This is a genomic window from Ketobacter sp., assembly GCF_003671495.1.
GTDB lineage: Bacteria > Pseudomonadota > Gammaproteobacteria > Pseudomonadales > Ketobacteraceae > Ketobacter.
In genome coordinates, this window is record NZ_RCHN01000003.1 from 23,945 (window position 1) to 37,577 (window position 13,633).

13 protein-coding genes are annotated in these 13,633 nt (G+C 57.8%); 9 read left to right on the forward strand and 4 right to left on the reverse strand.

Annotated elements, in window-relative coordinates; all coding sequences use genetic code 11:
- The 8 genes from D9N14_RS00695 (at nt 1) to glnG (ending at nt 8,438) form a co-directional block, all read left to right on the forward strand.
- Nucleotides 1–411 (forward strand): ExbD/TolR family protein, encoded by a 411-nt coding sequence (locus D9N14_RS00695; protein ID WP_290575768.1) that lies wholly within the window; start codon nt 1–3, stop codon nt 409–411.
- A gap of 156 nt (nt 412–567) precedes the next feature.
- Nucleotides 568–1,383 (forward strand): hypothetical protein, encoded by an 816-nt coding sequence (locus tag D9N14_RS00700; protein WP_290575770.1) that lies wholly within the window; start codon nt 568–570, stop codon nt 1,381–1,383.
- A gap of 93 nt (nt 1,384–1,476) precedes the next feature.
- On the forward strand, nt 1,477–2,850 hold the full coding sequence (locus D9N14_RS00705; RefSeq protein WP_290575772.1) for a zinc-dependent metalloprotease: 1,374 nt from the start codon (nt 1,477–1,479) through the stop codon (nt 2,848–2,850).
- 85 nt (nt 2,851–2,935) lie between these two features.
- Nucleotides 2,936–3,175: a sulfurtransferase TusA family protein gene (locus D9N14_RS00710; protein WP_290575774.1), complete on the forward strand. Its 240-nt coding sequence runs from the start codon at nt 2,936–2,938 to the stop codon at nt 3,173–3,175.
- A gap of 334 nt (nt 3,176–3,509) precedes the next feature.
- Complete coding sequence (gene glnA / locus D9N14_RS00715) at nt 3,510–4,916, forward strand: glutamate--ammonia ligase (protein ID WP_290575776.1); 1,407 nt, start codon at nt 3,510–3,512, stop codon at nt 4,914–4,916.
- A 116-nt stretch (nt 4,917–5,032) separates the two neighbouring features.
- Nucleotides 5,033–5,593, forward strand: a complete 561-nt coding sequence (locus D9N14_RS00720) for a DUF4124 domain-containing protein (protein WP_290575778.1) — start codon at nt 5,033–5,035, stop codon at nt 5,591–5,593.
- Nucleotides 5,594–5,867: 274 nt separating this feature from the next.
- On the forward strand, nt 5,868–6,998 hold the full coding sequence (glnL, locus tag D9N14_RS00725; RefSeq protein ID WP_290575780.1) for a nitrogen regulation protein NR(II): 1,131 nt from the start codon (nt 5,868–5,870) through the stop codon (nt 6,996–6,998).
- Between the two features lie 3 nt (nt 6,999–7,001).
- The gene (gene glnG / locus D9N14_RS00730; RefSeq protein WP_290575782.1) at nt 7,002–8,438 is read left to right on the forward strand and encodes a nitrogen regulation protein NR(I); all 1,437 of its coding nucleotides are present in this window, start codon (nt 7,002–7,004) and stop codon (nt 8,436–8,438) included.
- An 18-nt stretch (nt 8,439–8,456) separates the two neighbouring features.
- Here glnG and D9N14_RS00735 read toward each other — a convergent pair whose 3' ends face one another.
- The 4 genes from D9N14_RS00735 to D9N14_RS00750 all read right to left on the reverse strand — a co-directional run bounded on the left by D9N14_RS00735 (nt 8,457) and on the right by D9N14_RS00750 (nt 12,870).
- Nucleotides 8,457–9,677 (reverse strand): PleD family two-component system response regulator, encoded by a 1,221-nt coding sequence (locus D9N14_RS00735; protein ID WP_290575876.1) that lies wholly within the window; start codon nt 9,675–9,677, stop codon nt 8,457–8,459.
- Nucleotides 9,678–9,818: 141 nt separating this feature from the next.
- Complete coding sequence (locus D9N14_RS00740; RefSeq protein WP_290575784.1) at nt 9,819–10,445, reverse strand: NUDIX hydrolase; 627 nt, start codon at nt 10,443–10,445, stop codon at nt 9,819–9,821.
- Nucleotides 10,445–11,188 (reverse strand): SDR family NAD(P)-dependent oxidoreductase, encoded by a 744-nt coding sequence (locus D9N14_RS00745; RefSeq protein WP_290575786.1) that lies wholly within the window; start codon nt 11,186–11,188, stop codon nt 10,445–10,447. Before D9N14_RS00745 ends, D9N14_RS00740 begins: the two co-directional genes overlap by 1 nt.
- A gap of 53 nt (nt 11,189–11,241) precedes the next feature.
- Nucleotides 11,242–12,870, reverse strand: a complete 1,629-nt coding sequence (locus D9N14_RS00750; RefSeq protein WP_290575788.1) for a Na/Pi cotransporter family protein — start codon at nt 12,868–12,870, stop codon at nt 11,242–11,244.
- 225 nt (nt 12,871–13,095) lie between these two features.
- Between D9N14_RS00750 and D9N14_RS00755 the strand changes: the two genes are divergently transcribed.
- Nucleotides 13,096–13,632, forward strand: a complete 537-nt coding sequence (locus D9N14_RS00755) for a porin family protein (RefSeq protein WP_290575790.1) — start codon at nt 13,096–13,098, stop codon at nt 13,630–13,632.
- The last annotated feature ends 1 nt before the right edge of the window (nt 13,633 follow it).

Consider the following 13,633-nt stretch of genomic DNA (forward strand, 5'->3'; position numbering starts at 1 on the left):
ATGGCTTTTGGCAGTGGACTGGACGACAACGAAGAGGCCATGAGCGAGATCAACATGACGCCGTTGGTGGACGTCATGCTGGTGCTGCTGATCATCTTTATCATCACGGTGCCGGTGCTGACCCACTCCGTCAAAGTGGATCTGCCCCAGGCCAGCAACACCCCCAATGAACTGAAGCCCAAAACCGTCGCCATCAGTGTGACCGCCGACGGCAACCTTCACTGGAACGACGATACCGTGTCGTTCGAGGTGTTGGAACAACGGCTGCAGGTGGCGGCCGGCGCCCCGGAGCAACCGGAAATACACCTGCGGGGAGACAAGCAAGTGGCCTATGAGCATATGATCCGGGTGATGGCAGCAGTGCAGCGGGCCGGTATCGAAAAACTGGGGTTTGTCACCACGCCGGAGTAAGCGGGCAGACAAATTGAATTTGGTTTTTTATGCCTGCTGGTTTCATGCACGGCCGCATTGAGATTTTCTTGAGCTGTTTTTCTGATTTTGTGGCGGCAGTCACGGTTGGGGTCTATTTTTCATCAGAGTTAGCCCTACACGTTGTGCGAGTGCATCATGCTTGGCAGTCACAAATTCATCACCGCCGGATACTTTCTGGTGGCCGGGATCGGCGGCTTTATTGCCTACCAGCAAAGCGGGTTTTCCCTACCGGCAGCGCCTTCTGCGGCACTGGCCAGCAGTGGAGAACAACGCCCTGTTTCTGCTGCCGGTGAGCCATCGGCAGCACACAACACCAGCACCCCCACTCGCAGCGCGAACCAGAACCCCACCCTGTTAGCAGCACAACAGGCACTGGCCCTGGCGGACGCCATCGAGGCGGAGCCCGACGCAGCATTCGATGACCTGCCCGGGCCCGCGGCCACCGGCGCCACGGCCTCTGCCACGGTGAACCGCCCCTGGCAACCGGACCCCAAGCAGCAGCGCACTCCATCATTCATGCTGCACGACGACGTCCGCGAATACGAGGTGGTGAACACCGATGCGGCCGCCACCTACCCTGGCGAGGGCGAACGGGTGCAGTTGACGCTGCTGAACGGCAAGCAGGTCACCGTCAACGTGAAAAACAGCACGGTCACCCGCAACGGCGATTACTCCTGGAGTGGCCACCTGGACGGTTACGGAGACGACTATCCGGTGGTGATGACCTACGGGAAGACTTCGACCTTTGCCATGATCACCACGCCGGAAGGCAGTTACTCCATGGAATCGGTGGAGGGTGTCGGCTGGCTCTACAAGAATCCGGCGGAACACGAGCTGACCCGACCCGGACACGAGGATTTTCTGGAAATTCCAGAGCAGCATAGTCAACACCCAGCACAACACCAAAGCCACTCACAACAGGACGAGGATGATACCCATATGGAAACCTGATCACCGCACACGGAAAAATGACTTTAAAGGATGCGCGCAATTACTTGTGAATCATGGAGGATTTTCAGTAAAGTCAAACGAGGCAGACGTTTCATGACACACTTATTTTCAAAAACCGTAACCCGCTCCCTGGCCACCCTGGCCTTCCTGTTTCCCTTTTCATTGCAGGCTAATGCCGAAGCCACCATCGATCTGCTGATCGTCTATACCAGCGGCACCAACGACCTGTATGCCGGCGACCCCATGACCCGCTTCAATCACCTGGTGGCCACCGCCAACCAGATTTACAGCGACAGTGGCATCGACCTGCAACTCAACATCAAGCACAGTGTGCAGGTGAATTACACCGACACCAACAACGCCGAAACCGCCCTCAACGACATCACCAACGGCAGCGGCGCCTTCAGCTCCATTGCCGGATTGCGCGAAGTGCATGAAGCGGACATGGTGGTACTGTTCCGCCCCTATCATGCCAATCATGGCAGCTGCGGACTGGCCTGGATCGGCGGCATGAACACCAACGGTGATTTCTCGGCGCCGTACATCAAGAACTATCAGTACAGCCACGTGGCCGTGAATTCCTGCGGCGATTACGTGACTGCCCACGAGCTGGGGCACAACATGGGATTACGCCATTCCCGCAAGCAGGACGGCTCCGGCGGCACCCTGAGCTATGCTCTGGGCCACGGCGTCAACAGCCAGTTCACCACCATCATGGCCTACCAGTCGGAATTCAACGTGGATTACTGGACCGGCAAAGTCTACAAATTCTCCAACCCCGACATCACCTGCAAAGGCCTGCCCTGCGGCGTGGACCGGTTTCAGTCCCAGGGCGCCGATGCCCGCTTTGCCCTGAACATCACCGGCCCGCAGATTGCCAATTTCTTCGGTGACCCCAACGCCACGGTGCAATCCGAGCTGCAAATCGCCCATGGCCAGATGAATGATGCGGAAACCGCCTACAACGACGCCGTGCAAGCCAAACTGGACAGCGATGCCGCCTACGCCGCCAAGAAAGAAGCAGAGAAAGCGGCTAAGGTGGCGGTGAAAGACGCCAAGAGAAGTGCCAAGGACGCCGCCAAGGCCTACTCAAAATCGCTGAAGGACCAGGCCAAGGCGGCCAAGAAAGCGGCCAACTACCTGCAGAAGGCCCAGGTTCAACTGGACAAGTACAACGCCACCGGCAAAGCCGCCTACCAGGCCAAGTACAACGACTTTATGGCCCTGTACAACAGCTACAGCGACCAGGCAGACGCCTTCGCCAGCACGGCAGAAGCCCAGGAGCCGGCCGTTCTCAGCACCACCCAGGACCTGACCGACGCCATCACCGATTACGAAGCCAAAAAGCAGGCCCGCATCGATGAGAAGGACCAGAACAAACTGCTGAAGCAGGATGAGAACAACAAGAAGAAGGTCTGGACCACATTGGTCAAGCAGTACAACAATTTGCTGAAGAACTGGTCCTGATGAGGAAAGCCCCGCCAGGGGCTTTGCCATTTCCAATTTCCAATCCGGCGCTGCGCCGCTATCATGGGCGCCCGGAGGATAGATCATGACCCAACACGAACTGGACGCCCGCGGGCTGCTCTGCCCCATGCCCGTCATCAAAACCCAGAATGCCATCCAACAACTGACGCCGGGAGACCGGCTGCGGGTACTGGCCACCGACCCGGGTGTCCTGCACGACATCCCGGCCTGGTGCCGGGTCAACGGCCATACCATCCTGTCCAGCCAGGAACAGGCACGGGAGATCGAGGTGGTGATCGAGGTCTGCGGTGACCCCGGCGAGTAGCGCTCCAAGTTGGTGCTGTGATGAACAGCGCATGGCCCAACGCCTTGACAACTCAGGGTTACAGCCTGCGCGACAAACTCCGGGCCCGCACCATTTGTGGGCTGGACACGGCCCCAAAAAAATCTTACTGTTGCCCACCGGGGCCCCTACCCGGTAAAACCCAGTGGCAAATAGTTTGCTTTGCTTATGGCAAGACCAGAACACCCGCAGCGTGGATCAGATTCCTTTTCGCACCTGCCGGTTGGGGCTGTCGAAGACCCGAGGGGGAATCGACAGGACTTCTTCACTTGGTCACACCCCCTAATTTCAAATTCCAATTGGAGGACACTTCAGAATGTCTGCAAAGACCACTTCTCTTATTAAAGAAAATAACGTTCGTTGGGTTGACCTGCGCTTCACTGATTCCCGTGGTAAAGAGCAACACGTTTCCCTGCCGGTAAGCGAAATCAAAGACGATTTCTTTACCGACGGCAAAATGTTTGATGGTTCTTCCATTGCCGGCTGGAAAGGCATTAACGAATCCGACATGATCCTGATGCCTGATGACAGCACTGCGGTCATCGACCCCTTCACAGATGAAACCACACTGAACCTGCGTTGCGACATCGTTGAGCCTGCCACCATGCAGGGCTACGAGCGTGACCCCCGTTCTGTTGGCCGTCGTGCAGAAGAGTATCTGAAGTCCACGGGCATCGCCGACGGTGCCCTGTTCGGCCCCGAGCCGGAATTCTTCGTGTTCGATTCCGTTACCTGGAAATCCGACATGAGCGGTTCCATGTACGCCATCCATTCTGAAGAAGCCGCCTGGGTTTCCCATGAAGATTTCGACCGTTCCAACATCGGTCACCGTCCCGGTGTGAAAGGCGGTTACTTCCCCGTGCCTCCGGTGGATTCCCTGCACGACCTGCGCGCCGCCATGTGTGCCGCCATGGAACAAATGGGCCTGACCATCGAAGTACACCACCACGAAGTGGGCACCGCCGGCCAGTGTGAAATCGGCGTTGGCCCCAACACCCTGGTAAAAAAAGCCGACGAAGTTCAGATCCTGAAATACTGCGTACACAACGTAGCACACGCTTACGGCAAAACCGCCACCTTCATGCCCAAGCCATTGGTGGGTGACAACGGTTCCGGTATGCACGTGCACCAGTCCCTGTCCCGTGACGGCAAAAACCTGTTCGCCGGTGACGAATACGCGGGCCTGTCCAAAGAAGCCCTCTACTACATCGGCGGCATCATCAAGCACGCCCGCGCCATCAACGCCTTCACCAATGCGTCCACCAACTCTTACAAGCGTCTGGTGCCCGGTTTTGAAGCGCCGGTTATGCTGGCTTACTCTGCCCGCAACCGTTCTGCTTCCATTCGTATTCCGTGGGTCAGCAGCCCGAAAGCGCGCCGCATCGAAGTTCGCTTCCCTGATCCTTCCGCCAACCCCTACCTGGCATTCTCTGCCATGTTGATGGCCGGCCTGGACGGTATCAAGAACAAGATCCACCCCGGCGACGCGGCGGACAAAGACCTGTATGACCTGCCTCCGGAAGAAGGCAAGCTGATCCCCACTGTGTCTTCCTACCTGACCATGTCTCTGGACGCCCTGGAAGCCGACAAAGACTTCCTCATGGAAGGTGGCGTGTTCACTGAAGACATGATCGCCGGTTACGTGGACCTGAAGCGCGCCGAAGTCGAGAAGCTGAACATGACCACTCACCCGGTTGAGTTCGAGATGTACTACTCCTGCTAATCGCTGCTGCGATCAGCCCGGAACGGAAAAAGCTCCCAAAATAGGGAGCTTTTTTTGTATCTGGTGCCGAAAATGGTTTTTAATGAGTAGATAACAACAACCGATGGAGCAACACCATGATCCGTACCCCGGTGATCCTCACCCTCCTGGCCCTGGTTGCCGTGCCGGCGACGGCAGAAACGGTCTACAAGTACAAGGATGCCAGCGGCAACACCGTGTTTACTGACGAGCCCACCGAGGGGGCTGAAAAAATGGATGTGCAGCCGGTGCCCACCATACCCGCCATCATCCCCAAAATTGATACGGCTCCGGTGGCCGCTCCGGAAGACGACAAGTTCAGTTACAACAAGATGACCATCATCATTCCCAGCGATGGGGAGCACTTCATCAACAACGGTGGTCAAGTGACCGTGCAGGTGGCGGTATCACCCAACCTGCGCAATAACGACAAGGTGCAGCTGGTGTTCAACGGCGTACCCTATGGCAAGCCCCAGCGTGCCACCACCTTCAACATCAGCAACCTGGACCGGGGGGAGTATGTGGCCCACGTGAGCGCCATTGACAACCACGGCAAAGAAGTGGGCAAAAGTGACAGCATCACCTTCTATGTCAAACGCTCCGCCGTTGCCCCCACCCTCGCTCCCGCTCCCAAACCGGCACCAAGAAAAAGCCCCTAAAATCCAGTCGCACCATTTTGGTTCACTCCAACACCAAAATTCCCTAAAATCCCCTGATATCACCACCTGGGAAACCCAATAAAGGGCATCCCAGGTGCCCGTGTGCCAAATCAACCCGGATTCCAGCGCTTTGCTGGCGCCAAAACAGGGATCTGAAAAGCAGGCAAGCCCGGAAACCAGACACATTCTTTCACCAGACGCACCAACTTCAACCCGTGATTGCATAGGTGGTTTAGTTTTTGCATTGGCAACTCCCATAGTATCTGAGGTCCCGATGAATCCAGTGAATACAGCAAGGGTATCAAACAATTACGATCAACCACGTCGTTTGATGGACCATCTCACCACGGCCGTGGTGTTGCTGGACGAACAAATGAAGGTTCAATACGTTAATCCCGCTGCGGAGCAACTGATGGCCGCCAGCCAATCGCAACTGGCGGGCATGAGCATCAACGCCCTGATCAACGACAAGGACCAGAGTACCCAGGCGGATCTGGAAAACGCCCTGCGGGACCTGCACCCCTTCACCAAACGGGAAGCGCAGGTCTACATCCTGAACAACCCGCAGCTGGCCACCGTGGACTACACCATCACGCCGATCCGGGAATCGACCAACAACCACAGCCTGTTGTTGGAGCTGCGGCCCCTGGATCGCTTGATGCGGATCAGCCGGGAAGACAACCTGATTAACGCTCATCATGCCACCCGCGCCCTGGTACGGGGGGTGGCCCATGAGGTCAAGAATCCTTTAGGGGGGATACGTGGGGCAGCACAGCTTCTGGCAAGGGAACTGCCAGATGACTCCCTGCGGGAATACACCGACATCATCATCGCGGAGGTGGACCGCCTGCGCAATCTGGTGGATCAGATGCTGGGGCCGCGCAAGTTACCCAAGTGGGCCCAGGTCAACATCCACGAAATCCTGGAACGGGTACGCTCGGTGCTGACGGCGGAAACCGGCGATCCGGTGTCCATCGAGCGGGACTACGACCCCAGCCTGCCGGAGATGTGTGGCGACAAGGATCAATTGATCCAGGCCATTCTCAACGTGGTGCGCAACGCCAAACAGGCCTTGACCGAGTTTGAGGAACAGGAGAGCCCCACCATCATCCTGCGCACCCGGGCCCTGCGCCAGTTCACCATCGGCCATACCCGCCACCGCCTGATCCTGCTGGTGGAAATCGAGGACAACGGCCCCGGCATCAGCAAGGAAATGCAGGAAACCATGTTCTATCCCATGATCAGTGGCCGCGCCAGCGGGACCGGTCTGGGGTTATCCATCTCGCAATCGATTATTAATCAACACCACGGGTTGGTGGAATGTGAAAGCAACCCGGGCAAAACCATTTTTAGACTCTTGCTGCCTCTGGAACAACCGGAAGAGCATACCAATGTTGGAGCGTAAATCATGCAGGGTGAAGAAAACGTCTGGATTATTGATGATGATAAATCCATTCGCTGGGTACTGGAAAAGGCCTTATCACAGGAAGGCATCAACACCTCCACTTTTGAGTCCGGCGACTCAGCCCTAAACAAGCTGCGTAATACACAGCCTGACGTGATCATCACCGATGTGCGCATGCCCGGCACCGACGGCCTGGGCCTGCTGGCCCATATCCAGGATAACTATCCCAATCTGCCGGTCATCATCATGACCGCCCACTCGGACCTGGACAGCGCCGTGCAATCCTACCAGGGTGGCGCCTTCGAATACCTGCCCAAACCCTTCGACCTGGACGATGCCGTCTCACTGGTGAAGCGGGCCGTGACCCACAGCCAGGAGCAACAGGCCAGCAGCGGGGAACCGGTCATCAACAACAACACCGACATCATCGGTGAAGCACCGGCCATGCAGGAAGTGTTTCGTGCCATCGGCCGGCTGTCCCATTCCAACATCACCGTACTCATCAATGGGGAATCGGGAACCGGTAAGGAACTGGTGGCCGGCGCCCTGCACCGCCACAGCCCGCGGGCCGACAAACCCTTTATCGCCCTGAATATGGCGGCCATTCCCAAGGACCTGATTGAATCCGAGCTGTTCGGACATGAGAAAGGCGCTTTCACCGGCGCCGCCGCGCAGCGTCAGGGTCGGTTTGAACAGGCCAATGGCGGCACCCTCTTCCTTGATGAAATCGGCGATATGCCCCTGGATGCCCAGACCCGGTTACTGCGGGTGCTGGCGGACGGCACCTTCTATCGTGTGGGTGGCCACACCGCCGTCAAAGTGGATGTACGCATCATCGCCGCCACCCACCAAAACCTGGAAAACCTGGTGAAAGACGGCAAGTTCCGGGAAGACTTGTTCCACCGCCTCAACGTCATTCGTGTGCACCTGCCGAAGCTGAACGAGCGGCGGGAGGACATTCCACAACTGGCGGGGCACTTCCTGCAGAAAGCGGCCAAGGAACTGAATGTGGAAACCAAGGTGCTGCTGCCGGAAACCGAAGAATACATGATGACCCTGGACTGGAAGGGCAACGTGCGGCAACTGGAAAACACCTGCCGCTGGCTGACGGTGATGGCTTCCGGACGCGAGGTGTTGATCAGCGACCTGCCACCGGAGCTGCAGGAATCCCACGGTTCACAGGATGCCTCTTCCAATTGGGAACAGGGCCTGCGGGCCTGGGCAGACCAGGCTTTGGCCCGAGGTCAGCGCGGGCTGCTGGATAAAGCGGTACCGGCCTTTGAGCGCATTATGATTGAGACGGCCTTGAAACATACCGCTGGACGGCGTCGGGACGCGGCTGAATTGCTGGGCTGGGGGCGTAACACTCTGACCCGCAAGATCAAGGAGCTGGGAATGAACGGCAACAATTCCGATGATGACGACGATGGCGACGAATGACAGCGACGAGTAATCCGCTCAGAACAACTCCACGTCGCTGCTGATTTCCCTGTCTTCAGGCGCTCCACTCGAATGGAGCGTCTTCTCCTCCTGCACCACCTCATGCAATAACTTGTTCTGCCGGTCCGCCAGGTGTTCCAGCAACCGGCACACCGTCTGAAACGCTGCGCGGGCACTTTCGCCGCCGTCGATGATGCGTTGTGATGACAGCAACGCCCCATCCAGGGTATTGATCAGATATTTTTCCTGGTCCTCATCCAGCCCCAGGGTGGGGATTCGTTGATCCAGTCCCTGAATAGTGGTCTCCAACAGATTCAGCACCTCACTCTGGCTGGACTGCAGATTCGCCCCCACCTGCACCAGGGTTTCCCGCACCACATTAAAGGACTGGGTCAGGTTTCGGGTTTGCTCCACCAACGCCATTTCGGTGTTCAGGGCTTTCACTTTGGCATCGGTGGACCCCAACATCGTGGGCAGAAAATCCTTATACCGCCCATAGGCCTGCGGATCGTCCATGGGCATGTTCTTGATCAGCAGCGCCACGCGGGAATAATTGATCTGAGTGCGGTGGCCAAAGTCGTTAAAGCGCACGCCGGCGTCATACAGCGTGCTGATGACTTCTTTTTCCAGCGGGGATACCGCGCCTTTGGCACTGAAGAAGTTGGGTCCACCACGGGTGCGGAACATCAACGCACAATTCAGGCCCAACTGGTTGGTGACATCAAAGAAGCGCCGGGCGATGGTCTCAAAATCGGTGACGTTATAGGTGGCTTCGATAAACTGGATGGCGAGCCCCAGTTCACTGGAGCCACGCATGGCGGTCAACGCCGTGGCGGAAGCATGCCGGGCTTTCTGGTCCAACTGTTCACGATCGCGTTTGAACTGCCCCAGCAGGCGCAGTTTGGCCAACAGTTCGCTGGCCTCAAACGGCTTTACCAGGAAATCCGCTGCCCCCTTTTCATAGCCCAGCATGCGCTGCTGGATGCCACTGAGGCCGGACAGGAACAACACCGGCTTGTCCTGGGTGGCTGGGTTCTGCTTCAGGCGTTCACACACTTCGAAGCCGTTCATGCCGGGCATTTCCACATCCAGCAGCACGAAGTCGGGGTTTTCCGTGGTGGCTTTATCCAATCCCTCTGCCCCATTGGCGGCGGTCAGGATCTCATACTCGCTGGATAACGCGCGGCATACGAGCTTGCGCACCAGCCCGTCGTCGTCCACCACCAGAACTTTTTGCATCGCCACAGTCGACCCTCGTGCAATTCCCTTGCTATCTGTAAGTGTAGATAACCAGGCAACGAGAACAACGTCGTTCAGGGGTTATAAAGGATTCGACTGAGACCCGATTTTGATATACCTAACCGGATCAGCCTGTACGCATCAATCGAACCAGGAGCGCAAGCGGCCATCGGCCGCAAAGGCCAGCGCCGCGGCGATGTCCTCCGGCAGGTTTTTACCCAGGGAGAGCGGCGGCAATGCGTCCGCTGGAAAGAATTCGGCGCGCACGGTTTCCACCCCCGGAGAAGGAGCCGCCGCCGGGTCCACGCACTCACACAGAAAATGCAGTTTATAGAAATCCCGGCTATCGGGAGGATAGTTCCCCCGGGCTTTGTGGCGCAGGGCATACAGTTGCTGTGCCTTCACCTCCAGCCCGGCTTCCTCCCACACTTCTTTCTCCACATTACCGGCGGCGGAAATGCCCACATCCGCATAGCCCCCGGGCATGGCCCAGCGACCGTCTTCCTTTTCCTGAACCAGCAGGATGCGGCCGTCACGGATCACCGCGCCCCGCACTTCCACCTTTGGCGTCACATAGCCGGGATCGCCTTCGTCAAACAGGCCGGCAATACGCTCCAGCGGCACCGAGCCCAGATCCGCCAGCATCTGCAGGGCAATGGTTTCGATTTCCTGATAGCGCTCCAGATCGAACGGACAACGGGTGAAGTGACGCCCGGTGGCCGCCAATGCCTGCAACCGCTTGGCCATGGCCAGCCAGCTGGATTCCATCAGAACGCCTTCTCGATCACGGCGTCGGGCATGAAGGGAATGACCCGCCCCAACACCGACCAGGGCAGGGCCGGAACAATGATGTTGGACTTGCCTTTGACGATGCCGTCGACAATGTCCCGCGCTGCCTGTTCAGCGCTGATGACAAACGGATATTTTTCCATGTTGGGAGCGATTTCGGTTTTGACAAAGCCCGGATGCACGGCGATCACCTGAATGCCGTGTTTTTTCAGCTCAATCCGGGTGGTGTCCAGATAACTGCTGAAGCCGGCCTTGGAAGCGGAATAGGCCGCGCTGCCGGGAATGCCCCGGAACGCCGACACCGACGAGATGCCCACCGCCGTGCCCCCACCCTGTTGGCGGAACAGACGTGCGGCAGCGTCGATGGTGGCCATGCCCCCCACCAGGTTGACCTGGATGATCTGCTGATCACGGCTAAAGTCACCGGCACCGGTTTTATTCACCCCGGTGATGCCCGCATTGGCAATCACACAATCCAGGTGCCCCAGCAATGACTGCGCCTGCTCCAGGGTCGGGTAGAGGGTTTCCGTCTGGGCCACATCCAGCGCCAGGCAATGCACCTGCAGCGCGGGGTATTGGGCCCGGATGTCGTCTGCCAGCGCTTGCAGCAGCTCCAGCCGTCGCGCCAGCAACACCAGGTTCGCGCCACGGCGGGCAAACTCGTAGGCAATGGCTTTGCCGATGCCGGAAGAAGCGCCCGTTATTGCGACTGATTTGATCATGAGATTCACCACCAGGATGCGTTGCCAGAAGCGGCTTGCAGGCCACTCCGGGCTTAATTTTCCGCTGTTTGATTTTGCTCTAAGGTAACAGATGGTTCCTGTGGATGCATCAGGTCATCAATTTCCTCAACCCGACGCAGCACCTTCATCATCTGCTGGGCAATGCGCCGATGCCACGCCACCCATTGCGTGGCCAGACTGACATCGCTGCTGAACACCGCATGCCCCCGCAGACGGGTGAACACATCCCGGTTGACCCGTTCCGCTTCTGCCAACACCTGCTCCAGGCGTTGCTGAATGCGCAGGTGATCCTCTTCCGCCGCCACCGCCTGAATAAATTCGCGAAAGCTCAGTTCAAACGGCAGCAGTATCTGCTCAATGGCCGGATCTTTGGGGCGGGCGCCCTGTTGCAGGGTCAGTTGATACCATTGCAGGGCATTGAGCAGGCTCTGACTGGATTTGATGATTTTACTGAACGCATCGGCGTTGATGGGGGCCATGGGTTGACGCAGCGTGGCCACCACATAGCCGTCGAACTGTTCCAACAGGCGCTGCAGCTGCTCGATCTGGTCGTGGGTATCCGGCCCCTTCTCCTCCCGCACAATCACCGAGGCCACCAGCTGCGCCAGGTTGTCCAGCTCCTTACTGATGGACTGTAATGCCAACGGCGGCATCGAGACGATGTTCTTGTCCAGGTAGCGCAACTGAAAATGCGCACCCTCCCGCTTTTTAAAGCGCCGGGTCAGCATGCGGGTCACCCGCGGCTCCAGCGGGATCATGATCAGCACCCCCAACAGGTTGAACAGGGAATGGTATATGGCCAGCCAGAACGCTGCGTTGCCGCCGGCCAGCTCGCGGTTGTAGGCGGTTGTGAATACCGTGGACACCAGCGGCAGCAACAACAGTGCCACCGCCGCCGCCACCACATTGAAACTGACGTGCGCCCAGGCCACCCGCTTGGCGTTGGCAGTGGCACCGATGGTGGCCAGCAGCGCCGTGGAGGTGGTGCCCACATTGGCGCCAATCACCGCCGCCGCACCCAACGGCAGCGGAATCACCCCGCCGTTCACCAGCGTCAGGATCATCGCCATGGAGGCACTGGAGGACTGCATCACCACCGTCATCAGAAAGCCCATCAGCAGCAGGATAATCACGTGCTGCAGATCGAAACTGCCTTCGTCCAGAAACAGGAATTGTTCCTCGTAGCCTTTCATGCTGGCCTGCATAAAATCCAGACCCACGAACAACAGGCCGAAACCCGCCAGAGCTCCCCCCAGCGCGCGCCACTGGGCCTGCTTGGACAGAATGTGGATGAACGCCCCCAACCCCACCATGGGCAGCGCGAACACCTGCACATTGATTTTGAAACCGATCAACGCCACGATCCAGGCGGTCATGGTGGTGCCCACGTTACTGCCGAACACCACCCACACCGCCTGCCCCATGGTCAACAGGCGGGCGTTGACAAAGCCAATGGTGGCCACGGTGATCACACTGGAACTCTGCACCAGCGCCGTCAGCAGAAAGCCGGAAAAGAAGCCCCGCCGTTTGGTATTGGTCCCCCGATGCAGGTACTCATCCAGCTTTTCCCCGGCGGATTGTTTCAGACCGTCGGTGAGATAGATCATACCCAGCAAAAATATGCCGACGCCGCCCAACACGGTGCCCAGTGCCACAAGCATACGATTCCCTTTTTTGGTTGGTAAAACGAGTTCCAGTTTAGCCACCGGACCGGGTGGCCATCTTAGACCCTGATCAACGCCTGGTCATTCTGCCGCTGCATTATTTCATTCAGCTGAACCCCCCAAGGCCGGAGATCTGATTCAGCTCATATTCAGTTTGCAGCGCCTATGGTATAAACACGCCCAGTGGGCAATGGCCCACCTTTGACCAACGGAGAGAATATCATGAATAAAACAGTAACCCATTCCGCCTTTGCCCTGGCCCTGTTGGCCGCCGGTTCCGCCATGGCCGCCGATCCTTACGTAGGCGGCAGTGTGTTGTTTGTGGATGCGGAATTTCAAGACATCAGCGAAGAGGCCTCCCTCACCGGCATCACCGGCCGCCTGGGCAGCATGATGAACGACAATATCGGAGGTGAAGTGCGGGTGTCCCTGGGGGTTGGTGACGACAGTATCGGTTCAGGTATTTTTGACACTGACGTAGAATTGAACAGCATGATCGGCGGCTATTTGCGAGCAGGTGCGCCAGTGGGCTCGGGTTTTTTCCCTTATGCAGTACTGGGCTTCACCCGCACGGAACTGGAATATTCCAATGACTACTTCGGTAGTGATTCCGAAAGCGAAACCGATGTTTCCTGGGGCTTCGGCGCTGATCTGAGCCTAGATCGCAAAATGAGCCTGAACGTGGAATACATGAACTACTACGACAAGGACGGTGTGGAGATCAGCGGATTTTCCATCGGCATAGCCAGCAAAATATAAC

Excerpts from the sequence above, each read along its gene's own strand:
- D9N14_RS00745 (WP_290575786.1), bottom strand. The coding sequence starts at position 11,188 with ATGATCAAATCAGTCGCAATAACGGGCGCTTCTTCCGGCATCGGCAAA.
- glnG (WP_290575782.1), top strand. The coding sequence starts at position 7,002 with ATGCAGGGTGAAGAAAACGTCTGGATTATTGATGATGATAAATCCATT.
- D9N14_RS00705 (WP_290575772.1), top strand. The coding sequence starts at position 1,477 with ATGACACACTTATTTTCAAAAACCGTAACCCGCTCCCTGGCCACCCTG.
- D9N14_RS00720 (WP_290575778.1), top strand. The coding sequence starts at position 5,033 with ATGATCCGTACCCCGGTGATCCTCACCCTCCTGGCCCTGGTTGCCGTG.
- D9N14_RS00740 (WP_290575784.1), bottom strand. The coding sequence starts at position 10,445 with ATGGAATCCAGCTGGCTGGCCATGGCCAAGCGGTTGCAGGCATTGGCG.
- D9N14_RS00735 (WP_290575876.1), bottom strand. The coding sequence starts at position 9,677 with ATGCAAAAAGTTCTGGTGGTGGACGACGACGGGCTGGTGCGCAAGCTC.
- glnL (WP_290575780.1), top strand. The coding sequence starts at position 5,868 with ATGAATCCAGTGAATACAGCAAGGGTATCAAACAATTACGATCAACCA.
- glnA (WP_290575776.1), top strand. The coding sequence starts at position 3,510 with ATGTCTGCAAAGACCACTTCTCTTATTAAAGAAAATAACGTTCGTTGG.
- D9N14_RS00750 (WP_290575788.1), bottom strand. The coding sequence starts at position 12,870 with ATGCTTGTGGCACTGGGCACCGTGTTGGGCGGCGTCGGCATATTTTTG.
- D9N14_RS00700 (WP_290575770.1), top strand. The coding sequence starts at position 568 with ATGCTTGGCAGTCACAAATTCATCACCGCCGGATACTTTCTGGTGGCC.
- D9N14_RS00695 (WP_290575768.1), top strand. The coding sequence starts at position 1 with ATGGCTTTTGGCAGTGGACTGGACGACAACGAAGAGGCCATGAGCGAG.
- D9N14_RS00710 (WP_290575774.1), top strand. The coding sequence starts at position 2,936 with ATGACCCAACACGAACTGGACGCCCGCGGGCTGCTCTGCCCCATGCCC.
- D9N14_RS00755 (WP_290575790.1), top strand. The coding sequence starts at position 13,096 with ATGAATAAAACAGTAACCCATTCCGCCTTTGCCCTGGCCCTGTTGGCC.